Source organism: Curvibacter gracilis ATCC BAA-807, from assembly GCF_000518645.1.
GTDB lineage: Bacteria > Pseudomonadota > Gammaproteobacteria > Burkholderiales > Burkholderiaceae_C > Curvibacter > Curvibacter gracilis.
Window position 1 is genome coordinate 260,558 of sequence record NZ_JADZ01000011.1, and the last position, 18,040, is coordinate 278,597.

The 18,040-nt window shown below is 65.9% G+C and carries 18 protein-coding genes; all 18 read right to left on the reverse strand.

Translation table 11 applies throughout. The features are described from left to right. Window positions 1–10: 10 nt before the first annotated feature. Entirely contained in the window at window positions 11–1,159 is a 1,149-nt protein-coding gene (locus L880_RS0109445; protein WP_027475470.1) for an ATP phosphoribosyltransferase regulatory subunit, read from the reverse strand. 52 nt (window positions 1,160–1,211) lie between these two features. After that, the gene (locus L880_RS0109450; RefSeq protein ID WP_420536215.1) at window positions 1,212–1,403 is read right to left on the reverse strand and encodes a DUF2065 domain-containing protein; all 192 of its coding nucleotides are present in this window, start codon (window positions 1,401–1,403) and stop codon (window positions 1,212–1,214) included. Window positions 1,404–1,409: 6 nt separating this feature from the next. Next, complete coding sequence (gene hflC / locus L880_RS0109455; protein WP_027475471.1) at window positions 1,410–2,312, reverse strand: protease modulator HflC; 903 nt, start codon at window positions 2,310–2,312, stop codon at window positions 1,410–1,412. A gap of 11 nt (window positions 2,313–2,323) precedes the next feature. After that, window positions 2,324–3,682: an FtsH protease activity modulator HflK gene (hflK, locus tag L880_RS0109460; RefSeq protein ID WP_027475472.1), complete on the reverse strand. Its 1,359-nt coding sequence runs from the start codon at window positions 3,680–3,682 to the stop codon at window positions 2,324–2,326. A 40-nt stretch (window positions 3,683–3,722) separates the two neighbouring features. After that, window positions 3,723–4,898, reverse strand: coding sequence for a GTPase HflX (gene hflX / locus L880_RS0109465; protein ID WP_027475473.1), 1,176 nt, complete (start codon window positions 4,896–4,898; stop codon window positions 3,723–3,725). A gap of 60 nt (window positions 4,899–4,958) precedes the next feature. After that, window positions 4,959–5,210, reverse strand: coding sequence for an RNA chaperone Hfq (hfq, locus tag L880_RS0109470; protein ID WP_019575375.1), 252 nt, complete (start codon window positions 5,208–5,210; stop codon window positions 4,959–4,961). A gap of 117 nt (window positions 5,211–5,327) precedes the next feature. Next, the gene (der, locus tag L880_RS0109475) at window positions 5,328–6,671 is read right to left on the reverse strand and encodes a ribosome biogenesis GTPase Der (protein ID WP_027475474.1); all 1,344 of its coding nucleotides are present in this window, start codon (window positions 6,669–6,671) and stop codon (window positions 5,328–5,330) included. A 17-nt stretch (window positions 6,672–6,688) separates the two neighbouring features. After that, window positions 6,689–7,825, reverse strand: a complete 1,137-nt coding sequence (bamB, locus tag L880_RS0109480) for an outer membrane protein assembly factor BamB (protein ID WP_027475475.1) — start codon at window positions 7,823–7,825, stop codon at window positions 6,689–6,691. A 5-nt stretch (window positions 7,826–7,830) separates the two neighbouring features. Next, on the reverse strand, window positions 7,831–8,526 hold the full coding sequence (locus L880_RS0109485) for a YfgM family protein (RefSeq protein WP_027475476.1): 696 nt from the start codon (window positions 8,524–8,526) through the stop codon (window positions 7,831–7,833). 12 nt (window positions 8,527–8,538) lie between these two features. Further along, complete coding sequence (hisS, locus tag L880_RS0109490; protein ID WP_051443200.1) at window positions 8,539–9,873, reverse strand: histidine--tRNA ligase; 1,335 nt, start codon at window positions 9,871–9,873, stop codon at window positions 8,539–8,541. A gap of 5 nt (window positions 9,874–9,878) precedes the next feature. Then, the gene (gene ispG / locus L880_RS0109495) at window positions 9,879–11,183 is read right to left on the reverse strand and encodes a flavodoxin-dependent (E)-4-hydroxy-3-methylbut-2-enyl-diphosphate synthase (RefSeq protein ID WP_027475478.1); all 1,305 of its coding nucleotides are present in this window, start codon (window positions 11,181–11,183) and stop codon (window positions 9,879–9,881) included. After that, the gene (locus L880_RS0109500) at window positions 11,183–12,214 is read right to left on the reverse strand and encodes a helix-turn-helix domain-containing protein (protein ID WP_169737744.1); all 1,032 of its coding nucleotides are present in this window, start codon (window positions 12,212–12,214) and stop codon (window positions 11,183–11,185) included. Before L880_RS0109500 ends, ispG begins: the two co-directional genes overlap by 1 nt. Continuing rightward, complete coding sequence (gene pilW / locus L880_RS0109505) at window positions 12,207–13,034, reverse strand: type IV pilus biogenesis/stability protein PilW (protein ID WP_027475480.1); 828 nt, start codon at window positions 13,032–13,034, stop codon at window positions 12,207–12,209. The genes L880_RS0109500 and pilW overlap by 8 nt, the downstream gene beginning before the upstream one ends. Before the next feature lie 17 nt (window positions 13,035–13,051). Continuing rightward, entirely contained in the window at window positions 13,052–14,203 is a 1,152-nt protein-coding gene (gene rlmN / locus L880_RS0109510) for a dual-specificity RNA methyltransferase RlmN (RefSeq protein ID WP_027475481.1), read from the reverse strand. A gap of 22 nt (window positions 14,204–14,225) precedes the next feature. Next, entirely contained in the window at window positions 14,226–14,651 is a 426-nt protein-coding gene (ndk, locus tag L880_RS0109515) for a nucleoside-diphosphate kinase (protein WP_027475482.1), read from the reverse strand. Window positions 14,652–14,756: 105 nt separating this feature from the next. Further along, the gene (locus L880_RS0109520; RefSeq protein WP_027475483.1) at window positions 14,757–16,118 is read right to left on the reverse strand and encodes a pseudouridine synthase; all 1,362 of its coding nucleotides are present in this window, start codon (window positions 16,116–16,118) and stop codon (window positions 14,757–14,759) included. Further along, window positions 16,111–16,824 carry an SMC-Scp complex subunit ScpB gene (gene scpB, locus L880_RS32110; RefSeq protein ID WP_027475484.1) on the reverse strand — a complete coding sequence of 238 codons (714 nt, stop codon included), beginning with the start codon at window positions 16,822–16,824 and terminating at the stop codon, window positions 16,111–16,113. The genes L880_RS0109520 and scpB overlap by 8 nt, the downstream gene beginning before the upstream one ends. Before the next feature lie 137 nt (window positions 16,825–16,961). Next, window positions 16,962–18,038: an RluA family pseudouridine synthase gene (locus tag L880_RS0109530; protein ID WP_027475485.1), complete on the reverse strand. Its 1,077-nt coding sequence runs from the start codon at window positions 18,036–18,038 to the stop codon at window positions 16,962–16,964. Between the last annotated feature and the right edge of the window lie 2 nt (window positions 18,039–18,040).

Sequence of the window (18,040 nt, forward strand, 5' to 3'; positions counted from 1 at the left end):
AGTATTTGATTCAAAGGGATTTCACGACCCACTGCCCAGCGCTGGAGACCAGCTGGCGATCGCAATGGAACTCATCAACTTCACTCTCGTGGCCCGGCAACACGCCCACCACCGTCTCACCCTGCGCACGCAGGGCCGCCACCGCCGCGCGCAGCGCCGGGTCCACGCCCCAGGGCGCGCGGATGGCCGCTCGCAGGGCACGCGGCGCCACCACGCTCACCAGTTCACGCACGTCCAGGCTGAAGCCGGCCGCCGGGCGATTGCGGCCGAACACCGCGCCCACCTCGTCGTAACGCCCCCCGCGGACCAGCGCATCGCTGGTGCCGGGCACATAGATCGAGAAGCGCGCGCCGGTGTAGTAGGCATAGCCGCGCATGTCGGCCAGGTCGAAGGTCAGGTTGACCTCGCCCAACTGGCTGGCCAACCAGCGCAGTTGGTCCAGCGCCGCGAGCAGCTTGGGCTGACCAGAGAAGACACTGGCGGCCTCATCGAGCACGCCGATGTCGCCATACAGGCCTGGAAGGGCCAGCAACAGCTCGCGCGTGGGTGAAGGCAGATCGGCCACCAGGGCCTGCAGATCGCTGCCCGCCTTGACGGCCAGGGCCTGGTGGATGGCCTGCAGCCGCGCCGGGGCGAGTTGCAGCCCGTCGAGCAGCGTGCGCAGGATGCGGGCATCGGCCAGATCGACGCTGATGCCGCTGACACCGGCGGCCTTCAGGCAGTCCAGGGCCAGTTGCAGGGCTTCCAGATCGGCCTCGGGGCCGGCATGGCCGTAGATTTCGGCGCCGAACTGCAGCGGCTCGCGGGTGGCGTGCGGGCTGTCCGGGCGGGTGTGCAACACCGGGCCGCAATAGCACAGGCGGGTGACACCCTGGCGGTTGAGCAGATGGGCGTCGATGCGGGCCACCTGGGGGGTGGTGTCAGCACGCAGGCCCATGGTGCGGCCCGACAGTTGATCGACCAGCTTGAAGGTGAGGAGATCGAGCGCTTCACCTGTACCGGTCAACAGGGATTCAAGGTGCTCCAGCAGAGGCGGCATGACCAGCTCATAGCCGTAGCTGCGCGCCGTATCGAGCAGGGCGCGGCGCAGTTCTTCGATGTGCCGGGCCTCGGAGGGCAGGACATCGGCAATGTGATCCGGCAGGACCCAGGCAGACATGGTGATGGGGGGGCTGTTAAAAACGTGATTTTACAGATGTTGGCCAGCCCACTCAGGACAGGGCCCACACCAGTGCCAGACCGGCCAGTACGCTGAGCAGGCCGATGAAGCGGATCTGACCGTCCTGCAGTTGCAGCAGGCGGGTGAAAGTCTGACGCCAGGCGCTGGGTGAAAGGAAGGGAAACAGCCCCTCAATCACCAAGACAAAGCCCAGCGCCAGCCACAGCGCATCGGAGTCCAACACCCGCGCTCACTTCTTGCCGGCAGGGGCTGCAGGCGCAGCGCCGCGGAAGATGCGGAAGAACTCGGAGGTCGATGGATCAACCACCACCACATCGCTCTTCTTGTTCAGGGTGGCCTTGTAGGCGTCCAGGCTGCGGTAGAACTGCGCAAACTGCGGGTCCTTGCCGAAGGCCTCGGCATAGGTGCGCGCCGCCTCGGCATCGCCCTCACCCTTGATCTGCTGTGCTTCGCGGTAGGCGTTCGCCACCGTGATTTCGCGCTGACGATCGGCGTCGGCCCGGATCTTTTCACCCTCGGCGCCCCCGGTGGAGCGCAGCTCGTTGGCCACGCGCTTGCGCTCGGCCTCCATGCGGCGGTAGACCGACTCGGTGATGGCGTCCACGTAGTCGACACGGGTGACGCGCACGTCCACCACATCCACACCCCAGGGCTTGTCGCCCTTGACCACCTTGAGCACCTCACGGCGCACATCGTTCATCACGGCATCGCGCTTGGAGGACAGCAACTCCTTGACGGTGTGTTTGTTGACCTCTTCCTGGAACGCATTGCGCACCACGCGGTTGAGCTGGTTGGCACCGGCGGTCTCGTCCAGACCCACGTTGCGGATGTACTCCAGCGGGTCGGCGATGCGCCAGCGCACATACCAGTCGATCACCACGCGCTGCTTCTCAGCGGTCAGCATGGGCTCGGTGTCGGTGCTGTCGAGCATGAGCAGCCGCTTGTCGATGTACGACACGTTCTGGAACGGCGGCGGCAGCTTGAAGTTCAGGCCAGGCTCGGTGATGACCTCCTTGATCTGCCCCAGGGCGTAGACCACCCCGAACTGACGCTGGTCGACCACGAACAGCATGGAGCTCAGCAGCGCGAGGGCCACCAGCAACGATGAAATGAAAAAACCGATTCTGTTCACGAAGCTACTCCCTAGCGCGATTCGCGGTCACGCGAGCGGCCGTTGTCACGGGCACGCGACTCGTTGGAAAACGCAGCACCGGAGGCCGGTGCGCTGGCGGGGGTCTGAGGCACGGCGGCGGCAGCGGGTGCGGCCTCCACCGTCGCAGACCCTGCCTGCTGCAGGATCTTGTCGAGCGGCATGTACAGCAGGTTGCCACCTTGGCGCGACTCGACCAGCACCTTGGTCACATTGCCGTAGATCTGCTGCATGGTGTCGATGTACATGCGGTCCCGCGTGACCTGGGGCGCCTTCTGATACTCGTTCAGCACGGACTTGAAGCGCTGCGCATCACCTTGGGCCTGGGCCACGATGCGGCCCTTGTAAGCCTCGGCCTCTTCCTTCAGGCGGGAGGCCGAACCCACCGCGCGCGGAATCACGTCGTTGGCGTAGGCCTGGGCCTCGTTCTTGGCGCGTTCACGCTCCTGACCGGCCTTGAGCACGTCGTCAAAGGCGGCCTGCACCTGCTCGGGTGGGCGCACGCCCCCTTGCTGCAGGTTGATGCCCACCACCTCGACCCCGACCTTGTAGCGGTCGAGGATGCTTTGCATCAGCGCACGCACACGGGGCGCAATCTGGTCGCGCTCATCGGACAAGGCGGTGTCCATGCGCATCTTGCCAACCACTTCACGCACGGCGGTCTCGGCCGCCTGGACCACGGACTCGCCCGGGTTCTTCGACTCAAACAGCCAGGCACGTGCGTCATTGAGGCGGTACTGCACGGCGAACTTGATTTCGACGATGTTCTCGTCTTCGGTCAGCATGGCCGAGTCACGCAGACCCGTGCTCTTGATGACCGTGTCGCGCCCCACATCGACCGAGCGGATCTGGGTGACGAACACCAGCTCATGGCGCTGGATCGGGTAAGGCAGGCGCCAGTTGAAGCCCGCCCCCACCGTCGACTTGTAACGGCCGAACTGCGTGATCACGGCCTGCTGGCCTTCCTGCACGATGAAAAAGCCGGTACCCAGCCAGATCAGCACGGCCACGGCGGCGATCAGACCCACGCCGACGCCGGCGCTCTTCATGTCGGGCTGGTAGCCACCACCACCGCCCTTGCCACCCGAGCCACCGCCCTGCCCGCCCCCCTGGCCGCCGAACAGCTTGCCCAGTTTGCGGTTGAGGTCGCGCCACAGTTCGTCGAGATCCGGCGGAACCTGCTGGCCACCCTGCCCGCGCGGGTTGTGTTGCTCGGGAGCATCCTTGTCCGGACGGCCACGTTCACCGGAGGAGTCATCCCCCCGACCCCAGCGTGGATCGTTGAGATTGAACATCCCCTTGATGCGACCCGGCAGAGCCGGCCAGCGCAAGGCTTTGGTCTTGAAGTTCATTCGCATTGCTCTTTTCTTGTACGGGACTGATTGTGCCCAATCAGGACGAAGGAAGTGCCAATTCCGTGGCGCCGGCTGCGGGATCTGTGGCGGGCGCCAGATGCGCCAGGGCCAGGGCCGCCAGCTGCTGACGCAGCACCGGCAGGCCCTCGCCACTGCGCGCACTCAGGAACACGCGGGGCACCTGCCGGCCGGCCAGCTCATAGGTGTCCAGCGCCTGCAATGGGCGCTGCGCCTCATCGATCGCATCGAGCTTGTTGAAGACCAGCAGCTGCGGCACATCGGCCGCGCCGATCTCGCCCAACACACGCAGGACCTCGTTGAGTTGTTCGGGGTAATCCGGGTTGGCCGCATCCACCACATGCAGCAGCAGATCGGCGTCGGTGGCCTCTTGCAGCGTGGCCTGGAAGGCATCGATCAGCCCGTGCGGCAGGTCACGGATGAAGCCCACCGTGTCGGACAAGGACACCGAACGCCCGGCCTCGCCCAGATAGAGCTGGCGGGTGGTCGTGTCCAAGGTGGCAAAAAGCTGGTCGGCCGCATAGGCCCGGGCCTTCACCAGCGCGTTGAACAGCGTCGACTTGCCTGCGTTGGTGTAGCCCACCAGCGAGATGTTGAAGGTGTCGCGGCGCTCGCGCTGGCGGCGCTGGGTGCTGCGCTGGCGCTTGACCTTCTCGAGGCGCTCCTTGGTGCGCTTGATGGACTCGCCGATCATGCGGCGGTCCAGCTCGATCTGGGTTTCACCCGGACCGCCCCGGGCACCGATGCCCCCGCGCTGACGCTCCAGGTGGGACCAGCGGCGCACCAGGCGCGTGCTGATGTATTGCAAACGGGCCAGCTCGACCTGCAGCTTGCCTTCGAAGCTGCGGGCGCGCTGGGCAAAGATTTCAAGAATGAGCAGGGTCCGGTCGTTGACCGGCAGGCCCAGGTGGCGCTCCAGGTTGCGCTGCTGGGCCGGGCTCAGGGATTGGTCGAACAAGACCTCGACGGCCCCGTGCTGCTCGGCCATGAAACGGATTTCATCAGCCTTGCCACTGCCGACGAACAGGGCGGCATCCGGCGCCTTGCGCTTGCAGGTGATGCGCGCCACGGGCGCCAGGCCTGCGGTCTCGGCGAGCAGCCCCAGTTCTTCCAGGTCGGCATCGAAATGCGGGCCACCCAGGTCCACACCCACAAGGATGACCGGGGTGGGGGCAGGAGAATTCTTGTCAGTCAAATCAACAGAGCCTGTAAAAAAGCCGGCCGCCCCCCTTGCGGGGGACGGCCGGCTTCCGGATCACTGTGCGGCTGCGGGCTCTGCAGCGTCAGCAGTGGAGAAGTTCACAGCACGACCCGGCACGATGGTCGAGATGGCATGCTTGTAAACCATTTGCGTCACGGTGTTGCGCAGCAACACCACGTACTGGTCGAACGACTCGATCTGACCTTGAAGCTTGATGCCGTTGACGAGGTAAATCGACACCGGCACATGCTCGCGGCGCAGTGCGTTCAGGAACGGGTCTTGAAGAAGCTGCCCTTTATTGCTCACGATATTCTCCGTGTTCAAAATGTTGTTGGAAAGCCAGACCTTACCACAGGCCCGGCACCTGGCAAGGCGCAAGGCCAATTTTCAGCGCCCGCCCTCCCAGCCATGCGCCGCCAAGGCTCAGTGGCCATCCTTGTCGGCAAAGGGGTTTTGCGAGGTCTTGAGCTCGATGCGTAAAGGTGTACCCACCAGGCTGAACTCCTTGCGGAAACGACCTTCGAGGAATCGCTTGTAGGCCTCGGTCACATGCTCCAGGGAGTTGCCGTGGATCACGATCACCGGCGGGTTCATGCCCCCTTGGTGGGCGTAGCGCAGCTTCGGGCGGTACATGCCCGTCTTCTTGGGGGTCTGGAACTGCACCGCTTCCAGCAGCAGGCGGGTGAGCACCGGCGTGGGCATCTTGCAGGTGGCCGCCTTGTGGGCCTGCGCAATCGCCGTCCACACCGGCCCCAGGCCCTGGCGCTTGCGCGCCGAGATGAAGTGCACCGAGGCGAACTTCAAGAAGGACAGGCGGGTCTCGATCGAGCGCTCGACCAGTTGGCGCTGGTAGTCGTCCACCGCATCCCATTTGTTGATGGCGATCACCACGGCGCGGCCGCTCTCCAGGATGTAGCCCGCAATGTGGGCGTCCTGATCGGTCACGCCCTGGGTGGCGTCCAGCAACAACAGCACCACGTTGGCCGATTCGATGGCCTGCAGGGTCTTGACCACCGAGAACTTCTCGATCGCCTCGAAGACCTTGCCCTTGCGGCGCAGGCCTGCGGTGTCCACCAGCTCATAGCGCTGCCCGTTGCGCTCGAAAGGCACCGAGATCGCATCGCGGGTGGTTCCGGGCATGTCGAAGGCCACGAGTCGCTCTTCGCCCAGCCAGGTGTTGATCAGCGTCGACTTGCCGACATTGGGACGCCCCGCGACGGCGAGCTTGATCAGGCCGGCATCGGCCTCCTCGGCGTCTTCGTCGGGTTCGGGCAGGTTCAGAGGCGCCAGTGCCAGATCGACCAGGCCACGGATGCCTTGGCCGTGGGCGGCCGACACCGGATAGACCTCGCCCAGCCCCAGCTCATAGAACTCGGACAGCTGCATGCCCTCTTTCATGCCTTCGGCCTTGTTGGCCGTCAGCACACAGGGCTTGCCCAGGCGACGCAGGTACTTGGCGATGTCGTGGTCCTGGGCCGACAGGCCGGCCCGCGCATCCACCACAAATATCACCACATCGGCTTCGGCCACGGCCTGCTGGGTCTGCTTGGCCATTTCCTTGTAGATGCCGCTGGCGGCATCGGGCTCGAAGCCCCCGGTGTCGATGACGATGTACTCGTGCGCGCCTTGCCGGCCATTGCCATAGTGGCGGTCGCGGGTCAGGCCCGCAAAATCGGCCACGATGGCATCACGCGACTTGGTGAGGCGGTTGAAAAGCGTCGACTTGCCGACATTGGGGCGCCCTACGAGCGCAATAACGGGTTTCATGAAACATTACCGCCGATTCATTCCGGACGGAATGCAAACACGCCACCCTTGCGGGTGACCACGACCAACACGCCATCAGCCAGTACCGGCGCCACCGCGATCGGCGAGCCATCGGTGCTGAGGCGGTTGAGAGAACTGCCGTCTTCGCGCGACAGCAGATGGACAAAACCGGCGTCATCGCCGATCGCCAGCGAGCGGCCCAGCAGCAGCGGGGCCGTCAGGCGGCGGTACTGCAGGCGATCGCTGGTCCACAGGCGCTCACCATCGGCGCGACGCCAGGCCACCAGGCGGCCATCAGATTCGGTACCGAACACGGTGGCGGCGTCGCCATGCACACCGGTGAAGCCGTTGGCGGGCTTGGTCCAGCTCAGCGTGCCACGCTGGGCTTGCACACAACCCACCGCCGCCTGGAAAGCGCGCACGCAGACCGAGTCGTCCACCCGGCTGACACGCCCCACCAGATCAACCAGGCGTTCGACATCATTGGTGCCGCGCGGCGTGGCCAGAGGGGCCTCCCAGCGGATGCCGCCATTGGCCGGATTCAGCCCCGCCAGTCGCCCTGACAGGCCCGCCACCAAGGTATCGTTGACCGGAATCAGCACGCCGGGCTGGCGCAGCACCAGGGGCTCGCCCGGGCGCTGCTGGGTCCAGATCTTGCGCCCGGACTCGCCATCAAAGGCCGTCACCGATCGATCGGCCGCCAGCACAAACACCCGCCCGCCGGCCACCAGGGGCGCGGTGAAGACCTGGGCGGGCAATTGGCGGCGCCAGACTTCGCGGCCGGCGACAAAGCTGACCAGTTCGTTGTTGCTGGTGACCACGGCCACCTGCTTGCCATCGCCTCCGACGCCGGCGGTGATACCGGCCTTGGCGTCGGCGCGCCAGAGTTCGCGACCGCTGGCCGCGTCAAAAGCGGTGACCTGCCCCGAAGACGAGGCCAGGGTCAACGTGGACCCCGTGACCTGGGCATCGAGCGGGAACTCCACGGCGCCCAGGCTGGCCGACCAGGCCGGCTTGACCCCCACCAGCGCCACCACGGGCGTCAGCTCGGCAGGCTTGTGCTTGGGTGAGCCCGAGCTGCAAGCAGTCAACACCAGCAGCGAGACGGCCGCCAGGGCCGCCATGAGGCTGCGTTCAACGACCGGTCGTGCCATTTGCTTCACTTCTTGTCCTCGGTAGGGGCTGTTGCGGTTGCCGCCGGCTCGGCAGCAGCTTGCGGGTTGACGCCCAGTGCATTGAGCTTGGCCTCGATCAGGCGTCGGTACTCCGTGCGCTCGTCGAGCTTTTGATAGGCCTTGCGGTACTCGGCGACGGCCTCGTCGGCCTTGCCTTGCAGGGCATACACATCGCCCTTGCGGTCGGCCGCCAGGGCTTCGAATTCTGCCGGGAAAGCGGTGCCCAGCGTCTTGAGTGCTTCGTCGTAGGCCTTGGCATCCACCTGAAGGGCCGCCAGACGCAGGCGAGCCACGGCTTTCACGCCATCGTCACCGGACTGCTCCAGCACCCAGTTCAGTGCCGCCTTGGCGGCATCGGCGTTGCCTTTGTCGGCCAGGGCCTGGGCGGCCAGCAGACTGGCCTGGGCGGCATAGGCCGTGCGGCCGTACTTGCCATGGATGTCCTCCTGCACGCGGGCCACCTTTTGCAGGTCCTGTGCTTTGACTGCGCGCTCCATTTCGTCATAGAGCACGGCCGCCTGGGCGGCCTGGCTGCGCTGCCAGTACTGGTAGCCGTTCCAGGCGGCAAAACCGCCAAAGATCACGATCAGCACCCAGCTGATGGCATTGCCATAGCGGTTCCAGAAATGCTTGAGCTGATCGAGTTGTTCTTGTTCTTCGAGGTCGAGATGAGATGCCATGGCGTTGTGCTGTTAATTCGGGGATTGTAGGGTGATCGCCCATTGGGGCAGATCGCCCAGGGAGCGGGCCTGCTGAGCGCCTGCGCCATCGCGCAGCGACTTCACGGTGACCTCGCCACGGGCCAGTTCGTCGCCACCAAAGATGAGGGCATGGCGTGCGCCGCTGGCATCGGCCTTCTTGAACTGGGACTTCATGCTGCCCCAGGACTCGGCCGCACCGGCGTGCATCTGCACCGACACGCCCAAGGCGCGCAATTGCACCAGGGTCTTGAGCACCACCGGCAAGGCCGAAGCATCGGGCACGATGGCATAGGCGTCGGGCGCCGGGGCCTGCGCCGGGGCCTGCTCGCGCAGCAGCTCCAGCACCCGCTCCACCCCCAGGGCCCAGCCCACGGCCGGCGCGGCCTTGCCGCCGATCTGCTCGATCAGGTAGTCGTAACGGCCACCACCGCAGATCGTGCCTTGCGAACCCAGGCTCTCGGTGATGAACTCGAACACCGTGAGGTTGTAGTAGTCCATGCCGCGCACCAGGCGCGGGTTGATGGTGTAGGCCACGCCGCAGGCATCGAGAATGCCGCGCACGGTGTTGAAGTGGGCCAGCGAGGCCTCGCCAAGGAAATCGATCAGGCGCGGGGCCGATTCGACCACCTCACGCATGGCCGGGTTCTTGGTGTCCAGGATGCGCAGCGGGTTGCTGTGCAGACGACGGCGGGCATCTTCGTCCAGCAACTCCTGATGTTGCTCGAAGTGAGCGATGAGCGCGGCGCGGTGCGCCTTGCGCTCGGCGGGCTGGCCCAGGCTGTTGAGCTCCAGGCGCACATCCTTGAGACCCAGCTCCTGCCACAGGGCGTTGGCCAGCAGGATCAGTTCGGCATCGACCTCGGCACCCGGAAAGCCCAGGGCCTCGGCACCGATCTGGTGGAACTGGCGATAGCGGCCGCGCTGCGGGCGCTCGTGCCGGAACATCGGGCCCATGTAGTACAGGCGCTTGCCGCCGTCGTACAGCATCGAGTGCTCGGCCACGGCCCGCACCACGCCGGCGGTGTTCTCGGGGCGCAGGGTCAGGGCTTCGCCGTTGAGCTTGTCCTCGAAGGAGTACATCTCTTTTTCGACGATGTCGGTCACCTCGCCCAGGCCGCGCACAAACAGGGGCGTGGGTTCGACGATGGGGGTGCGGATGTTGCGGTAGGCATGGCGGGCCATCAACTGGCGCACCTTGTCTTCCAGCCACTCCCACTGCGCCGACTCGGGCGGCAGGATGTCGTTCATGCCTTTGACGGCGGAAAGCTTTTCAAATCGGGGCGCGGACGCCGCAGCCGCTGGGGCTGCCTGGGGTTTCTCGGACATAAGGATCAGATGGGCTCGGAGTGCGGGGCCGCAGCGGCCGCTCCAAAGCGCTTTTCAATGTAGTTTTCGACGATCTGGTGGAACTCGGCCGCGATGTTGTCGCCACGCAGCGTGAGGGCCTTCTCGCCATCGATGAACACCGGCGCAGCCGGCGCCTCGCCGGTGCCCGGCAGGCTGATGCCGATGTCGGCGTGCTTGCTTTCACCAGGGCCATTGACGATGCAGCCCATGACCGCCAGCTTGAGGTTTTCGACGCCGGGGTAGCGCGATCGCCAGACCGGCATCTGCGCCCGCAGGAAGTCATCGATCTGCTTGGCCAGTTCTTGGAATGTGGTGCTGGTGGTGCGGCCACAGCCCGGGCAAGCCGTGACGCTGGGCACGAACACGCGCAGCCCCAGCGCCTGCAGGATCTCGGAGGCGATCACCACCTCCTGGGTGCGCGGCTCGCCAGGCTGGGGGGTGAGCGACACGCGGATGGTGTCGCCAATGCCTTCTTGCAGCAGGATGGACAGCGCCGTGGCCGAGGCCACCGTGCCCTTGGTGCCCATGCCGGCCTCGGTCAGGCCCAGGTGCAAGGCGTAGTCGGTGCGGCGGCCCAGCTCGCGGTAAACCGCGATCAGGTCCTGTACCCCGCTGACCTTGCACGACAGAATGATCTGATGGCCCGGCAGGCCCATTTCCTCGGCCCGCTGAGCCGAGGTGATGGCCGATGAGATCAGGGCCTCGTACATCACCTGTCGCGCGTCCCAGGGCTGGGCGCGCTGGCTGTTCTCGTCCATCAGGCTGGCCAGCAGCTCCTGGTCGAGGCTGCCCCAATTGACGCCGATGCGCACGGGCTTGTTCCAGCGGATGGCGGCATCGATCATCTGGCCGAACTGGCGATCGTGTTTGTCGCCCTTGCCCACGTTGCCCGGGTTGATGCGGTACTTGGACAAGGCCTCGGCGCAGGCGGGGTGCTCGGTCAGCAGACGGTGGCCGTTGTAGTGGAAGTCGCCGATCAAGGGCACGGAGATGCCCATGCGGTCGAGCTGCTCACGGATGTGGGGCACGGCAGCGGCCGCCTCGGGCGTGTTCACCGTGATGCGCACCATCTCGGAACCCGCAAGCGCCAGCTCCTTGACCTGGATGGCGGTGCCGATCACATCCACCGTGTCGGTGTTGGTCATCGACTGGACACGCACGGGCGCATCGCCCCCCACGGTGACATGGTTGCTGCCCCAGGACGTCACCGCCTGACGCGAGCGGCGCGGCTTGGGCTGGGCCGTCGGAATCGGTTGCTGCCCCCACACCGGGCGCTCGCTGTCGCTCATCACTTCACCTCGAAACGGGCCACGTTGTCACGCGCCACAGATTGCAGATCAAAAGCCTTGCCCCGCACCTGGACCTGGGTGGCATCCACCTTGCCCACCACCACGGTGAGCGGCGGCACGCCTCCCGCAGAAGCGGTCTCGCCAGCGCTCAGGGTCTTCTGGAAGGTGACCTGGCCATTGGCATCGGTCACCTTGATCCAGGAGCTTCCGCTGGCACTGAAACTCAGCACCGAGGCGGCCGATGGGGCCACCGGCACAGCCGGGCTGGCCGCAGGCGCGGGTGGGACCGGCGCGGGCGCGGATGGGACCGGCGCGGGCGCCGGGGCGGACGCAGTCACTGGGGCCGGCGCCGGAGTGGGGACAGGGGCAGGTACCGTGGCAGGTACAGGGGTGGCCGCAGTCGCCGGAGCCTGGGCCACCGCAGGCGCGACCGGCGGTGACACGGGTGCTGGTGCAGACGGTGTTGCCACAGCCGGCGGGTTCGCAGACCCTTCCGATGTCTGCGCCACCACAGGGGGTGGAGCAGGTTCAGGCTCTGGCGCCGCCTGGACCACGGCCCCCGGGCTGGTCAGCGGGGCCGCTGGCTCGGGGACGCTGGGGCTGAAACGGGGCCAAAGGTAGATGGCCAGGGCACCCAGACACAACAGAGGCACGGCCAACAGCGTGGGGCTGAAGCGATGCTCCGACACCAGGCGGTTGCGCCGCTCATTCTGGGCGCGGAAAGGGGTGTTGATGCCCGCGTCGTCCGGGTTCAGCCTGGGGGCCTGGGTCTGGGGCAGGCGCTCCAGCACCGGAGCGGCATCGATGCGCAGGGTGCGGCACACGCTGGAGGCCAGGGCCCGCACGAACACCGCATCGGGCAGTTGATCATAGCGATCGGATTCGAGCGCCTCGAGCTTGCTCACCGGCACCTTGAGCGCCACCGCCAGGGCCGCGACATGCATGCCGGCCGCTTCACGGGCCTGACGCAACAGTGCACCTGCCGAGAGCGGTGGCACGCTTGCCACCGCCACGTCTTCCACCTCACTCATCAAACGCTCCCCGCTCGTAGGACGACAGCTCCCGGGCCTGGGGGAACCGCTTCTTCAATTGCTCGACCAGTTGCAACATCGCCACCCGGTCACCCATGCGGTGCTCCACCCGGATACCCAGCCACAAGGACTCGGCATTGGCATATTCACTGTTGTTCAGGCGACGGATGTAGAACTGGGCCCGCACCAGCTCGCCGCGCTGGTAAAGCAAGGCAGCCAGGTTGTAGCCGGTGATGGGGTTGCCGGCGTCCAGCTCGTAGGAACGCGCCAGGCTACGTTCGGCCTCGGCCTTGCGCCCGGCGCGGGCCTGACACAGACCCTGGGCCATGAAAGTCTTGGCCTTGTCGCCATACAAGGGGCTTTGCAAGGCCTGGTTGAACAGGTCTTCAGCTTCGCTGTAACGCTTGCGCTGGCACAGCAACCAGCCGTAGTTGTGCAGGATGTTGGAGTCGCGTGGGCTCAGTGCCAAGGCACGCTTGAAGCCCTCTTCGGCCTGGCGCTCATCATTGAGCCGCATGTAGATCAGGCCACGCAGGTTGTAGGCCTCGGCAAAGCCCGGGTCGGCGGCCAGCACCTGGCGCACCTCATCGAGCGCCACGGTGGTCTTGCCCTGGTCGAAGTAGTTGGAGGCCAGCTCCAGGCGGATGCGGGCTCGGCGCCGGGCTTCACCCTCGTCACTGGCGCCCCCCGGCGTTTCCGTGATGATCGGGTCATTGGAGGCGCTGGGCTGCGTGGCACAGCCACTCAGTGCACCCAGCAGCAGGCCGGCGGCCACGGCAGTCACGGTGGCACTCAGGACACTTCGCCAGAGATGGCGCATTGCCAGGGCAGTCCCCATCAAGCCTCCTTGTTGTTGGCCGTCAATTCGGTCACGGGTTTCAGAACGATGGTGCGCTGCTGGGCAATACGCTCAGCCACCCGGGTTCGGTCACGGACATCGCCGGCCAGTTGGCCGCATGCCGCATCGATGTCATCACCACGGGTCTTTCGCACGGTCGTCACGATACCAGCATCAAGCAGGATTTTCGCAAACGCCTGCACACGCTCGGTGGGCGAGCGCAACAGGCCGGAGGCCGGGAAGGGGTTGAAGGGAATCAGGTTGAACTTGCACCACACGCCTTTTCCACTGGCGTGCTGACGCACCAGCTCGATCAACTGGCGCGCATGCTCGGGGCTGTCGTTGACGCCATCGAGCATGCAGTACTCGAAGGTGATGAAGTCACGAGGGGCAAATTCGAGGTATTGGTTGCAAGCCGCCATCAACTCGGCGATGGGGTACTTGCGGTTGAGCGGCACCAGGTTGTCACGCAGCGGGTCGTTGGGCGCATGCAATGACACGGCCAGGGCCACTGCGCAATCTTGCGACAGGCGCTCCATCATCGGCACCACGCCCGAGGTGGACACCGTGACACGCCGGCGCGACAGGCCGTAGCCGTGGTCGTCCAGCATGGTGCGCAAGGCCGGCACCAGCGCGCCGTAGTTCTGCAGCGGCTCGCCCATGCCCATCATCACCACATTGGAGATGACGCGCTCGGAGGTCTGAAACTGGCGGCGCAGGGTGTGCTCGGCAAACCAGAGCTGGGCAACGATCTCGCCGGTGCTGAGGTTGCGGCTGAAGCCCTGATGACCGGTGGAACAAAAACGACAACCCACGGCACAACCGGCCTGGGACGACACGCACAGCGTGCCTCGATCGTCTTCGGGAATGAATACAGCCTCGACGGCATTGCCATCGCCCACATCGAACAGCCACTTGATGGTGCCGTCGGCGGAGTCATGGCGGCTCAGGACAGAAAGGCCCTCGACACGGGCACGTCCCTTGAGCTTTTCGCGAAGCGACTTGGCCAGATCGGTCATCTGGTCGAAATCGGATTCGCCCCGCTGGTGGATCCAGCGGAAGAGCTGGGTGGCACGAAAGCGCTTCTCACCCAGCTGGTCGCAGAACGCAGCCAACCCCTCGAGGTCGAAATCAAGCAGATTGGCTGTCATTGCATGCGTGGCTCGCGAAAAATCAACGAGCGTAGATGTTCAGGCTGGGGAAGAAGAAAGCGATTTCGACGGCAGCGGTTTCAGCGGCGTCAGAACCGTGCACGGCATTGGCGTCGATGCTGTCAGCGAAGTCAGCACGGATGGTGCCGGCGTCGGCCTTCTTCGGGTCGGTGGCGCCCATCAGTTCACGGTTCTTCAGGATGGCGTTTTCGCCTTCCAGAACTTGAACGTGGACAGGGCCGGAGACCATGAAGTCCACCAGGTCCTTGAAGAAGGGGCGTGCAGCGTGCACAGCGTAGAACTGCTCGGCTTCGGCGCGCGACAGTTGCACCAGACGCGAAGCGGCGATCTTCAGGCCAGCGGCTTCAAAGCGAGCCAGGATTTGGCCGATGACGTTCTTGGCGACGGCGTCAGGCTTGATGATGGAGAGAGTGCGTTCGATTGCCATGATTGATTCCTGAACTGAGTTTTTGTAATTTTTGCCACTTGGCAAAACCTCGGATTCTAACTCGGCTGTGCGGCAGTGCCTTGACAGCCATTCCCGCGACCAGGGTCAACGACCGCGGCCACCACGCGGACCGCCACGGCCGGCCGTGCCCGGACCGCCAGCTGTGCCACCCGAAGGCCCGCCACGGCGAGGCCCACCCTTGCTCTGCCGGTTCTGGCGGGCACGCGAAAAGCTGTCGGCACCGATGTAGCCTACCGAGGTCTTCATGGGATCGGGTTGTGCGCCCGGGGCGGCACGGTCGCCGCGCTCAGGCCGTGGCCGTCCGGCCGTCACGCCGGTGGTCAAGGGATCGGGCTGGCGGGGGCCGCCACCGCGCTTGAAATCGGTGTTGCCACGCGGGCCGGGGCCGGCGGCACGACGCTGCGGGCCATTGCCAGCGCGCTGACCACGGGGTGCGGGGGCTTCGGCACGGCGCGCCCCGCCCTCTTCGCCCCGCGCGCCAGCGGCCTGCATGAGCGAGCGGATGTCGCGCTCGTCGAGCTCGACCCAGGCCCCGCGCTTGAGACCGCGCGGCAGCACCATGGCGCCATAGCGGATGCGGATCAGGCGGCTCACGGCATGGCCCACGGCCTCGAACAGGCGGCGCACCTCGCGGTTGCGGCCTTCGGAGATGGTGACCCGGTACCAGCAGTTGGAGCCTTCGCCGCCACCGTCCTCGATCGAGCCGAACTGGGCCGGCCCGTCGTCAAGGTTCACGCCTGCGATCAGGCGCTCTTTCTCTTCCTTGCTCAGGGCACCGAGCACGCGAACGGCGTATTCGCGCTCCAGACCGAAACGCGGGTGCATGAGCTGGTTGGCCAATTCACCCGAGCTGGTGAACAACAGCAGGCCTTCGGTGTTCAGGTCCAGCCGGCCGACGGACTGCCACTTGCCCTGTTGCAGGCGCGGCAGACGGCGGAACACCGTGGGCCGGTTCTGCGGGTCGTCATGGGTCACCACCTCGCCCACGGGCTTGTGGTAGGCAATGACGCGGGCTGGCGGCGGGTCGATGCGGTAGCGGATGGGCTTGCCATTGACCTTCACCTGATCGCCGTACTGCACCCGCTGGCCGATGTGGGCCGGCTCGTTGTTGACGGAAATGCGCCCTTCCAGGATCAGTTGCTCCATCTCGAGCCGCGAACCCAGCCCGGCCTGTGCCAGCACCTTGTGCAGCTTGGGGGTTTCCACCTGCGGGGCCAGAACCCGCTTCAGGGGCGCCAGGTCGGGGGCTTCTTCGTCGGCATCGAACTGTCCGGAGACCACATCTTCGAAGCGGATGGCCGGCGCCTGCGAGGCCGTGGCGGGCCGGGCACCCGTCGGGCCACGTCGACTGCGATCGGGCTTGGGCTGGGCCTCAGCAGCCGGCTGCGCGACATCGGTCTGAGGGGGCTCCGACGGGTCTGACGGGGAATTCACTTGATCATTCATGGGCTTGGCCTGTCCCGGGGACGGTAAGAGAGTCGCCTGCGAGTCCCGGGGGCTCGGAGGTGAGGGAAAAGGGGACCACCGATTCGGCGGTCAAAGGGTTCAGTTCAAACGGCAGTTCGGGCTCGGCGATGGCGAGTTCGGGCTCATCCAGCCCTGGCGCGGCTTGCAACTCCTGCAGCAGGCGCTCCTGCCGCTCCGGGTCGTCCAGCGAGGGCAGTTGATCCAGCGAGGCCAGGCCCAGGTCATCGAGAAACTGGCGTGTGGTGGCAAACAGGGCCGGACGGCCGACGGTCTCACGGTGACCGATGACCTCCACCCAACCCCGGTCCTCCAATTGCTTGATGACCAGCGAGTTGACCGTGACGCCGCGGATGTCTTCGATGTCACCCCGTGTGACGGGCTGGCGGTACGCGATGATGGCCAGGGTCTCGAGCGCGGCGCGGGTGTAGCGCGGCGGCTTTTCGGGGTGCAGGCGATCCAGGTAGTACCGCATCTCAGGGCGGCTCTGAAAGCGCCAGCCCGAGGCCACACACACCAGCTCGACGCCCTTCTGGGTCCACTCGGCCTGCAGATCGATCAGCAAGGCCTTGAGGGTGTCCGAGCCCAGCTCATCGTCGAACAGCGCGCGCAGGTCGCGCAGCGACAAAGGCTGATGCGAACAGATCAACGCTGTTTCGAGGATACGCCGGGCATCCGTCGTGTTCATGTTCAAAAATTCCGGGGTAGGCGCCCGGGAGGGCGAAGGCCGTCACGGGGGCGGGGGCAACAAGGCTGTCTCGGAGGGGCAGTGGGGAGGGCTGCGAGCCCCTGACCGATGTCCGGGCACCGACGCTGAGCCGAGGGCTAGAGGGGTGCGATGGGCGGATTGTAACGCAGGCCCCAATCGGCCAAGGCCGCCTGCAGATCCGCTGGAAGCGCGGTCTCGAAGGCCAGATGTTCGCCACTCACCGGGTGATCGAAGGCCAGCCGCCAGGCATGCAGGGCCTGGCGCTGCATGCCCGCAGCAGGCGCGCCACCATACAGGCCGTCGGCCAACAGAGGATGCCCCAGATGCGCCATGTGCACTCGGATCTGATGGGTGCGACCCGTGTGCAGCTTGCAACGCACCCAGCATCCCTGCGTGGCATTGCCCATCAGTTCGATGTCGGTGCGCGCCGTCTTGCCCGACTGGTGGGTCAGGTCCACCACCGCCATGCGCAGGCGGTTGCGCGGGTCCCTGCCGATGGCGGCCTCGACCGTGACCTGAGCGGGTCCCTGCCAAGGCTTGTGGGCCAAGGCCATGTACTGCCGACTGACCTCGCGTGCCGCAATCAGTTGCACCAGCCGGTCCATGGTCTGGCGCGTCTTGGCCACCACCATCAGGCCACTGGTGTCACGATCCAGGCGGTGCACAATGCCTGCGCGCGGCAGCAACACCGCCCCGGCATGGTGGGCCAGCAGGCCGTTGAGCAAGGTGCCGCTCCAATGGCCTGGCGCCGGGTGCACGACCAGTCCTGGCGGCTTGTTCAAGACAATGAGGTCCTGGTCCTCGAACACGATGTCGAGCGCCATGGCCTCGGGCTTGAAGGCCTGGCTTTGCGGCGTGGGCCGCAGACAGACCTCCAGGCGATCGCCGACCTTGACTTTGAGCGAGGCCTTGCTCACAGGCTGCCCGTTGAGGCGCACGGCCCCCTCGTCAATGAGCTGCTGCAGGTAGCTGCGCGAGAACTCGCTGACGAACTCGGTCAAGGCCTTGTCCAGGCGCATGCCGTGGCTGGCCAGCGGAACTTCGCCCTGGCGCAGTTCCTCGGCGGGCTCTTCAGTCCCGTCCGCCCGCTCCAGCCCGTCTTCTTCCAGCAACTCGGCGCCACCGCTCTGGCCGATGTCATCGAGAGAGGAAGCCTCGGGGGCCGCCGATATAATCAATTTGCTTTGCTTCAAGA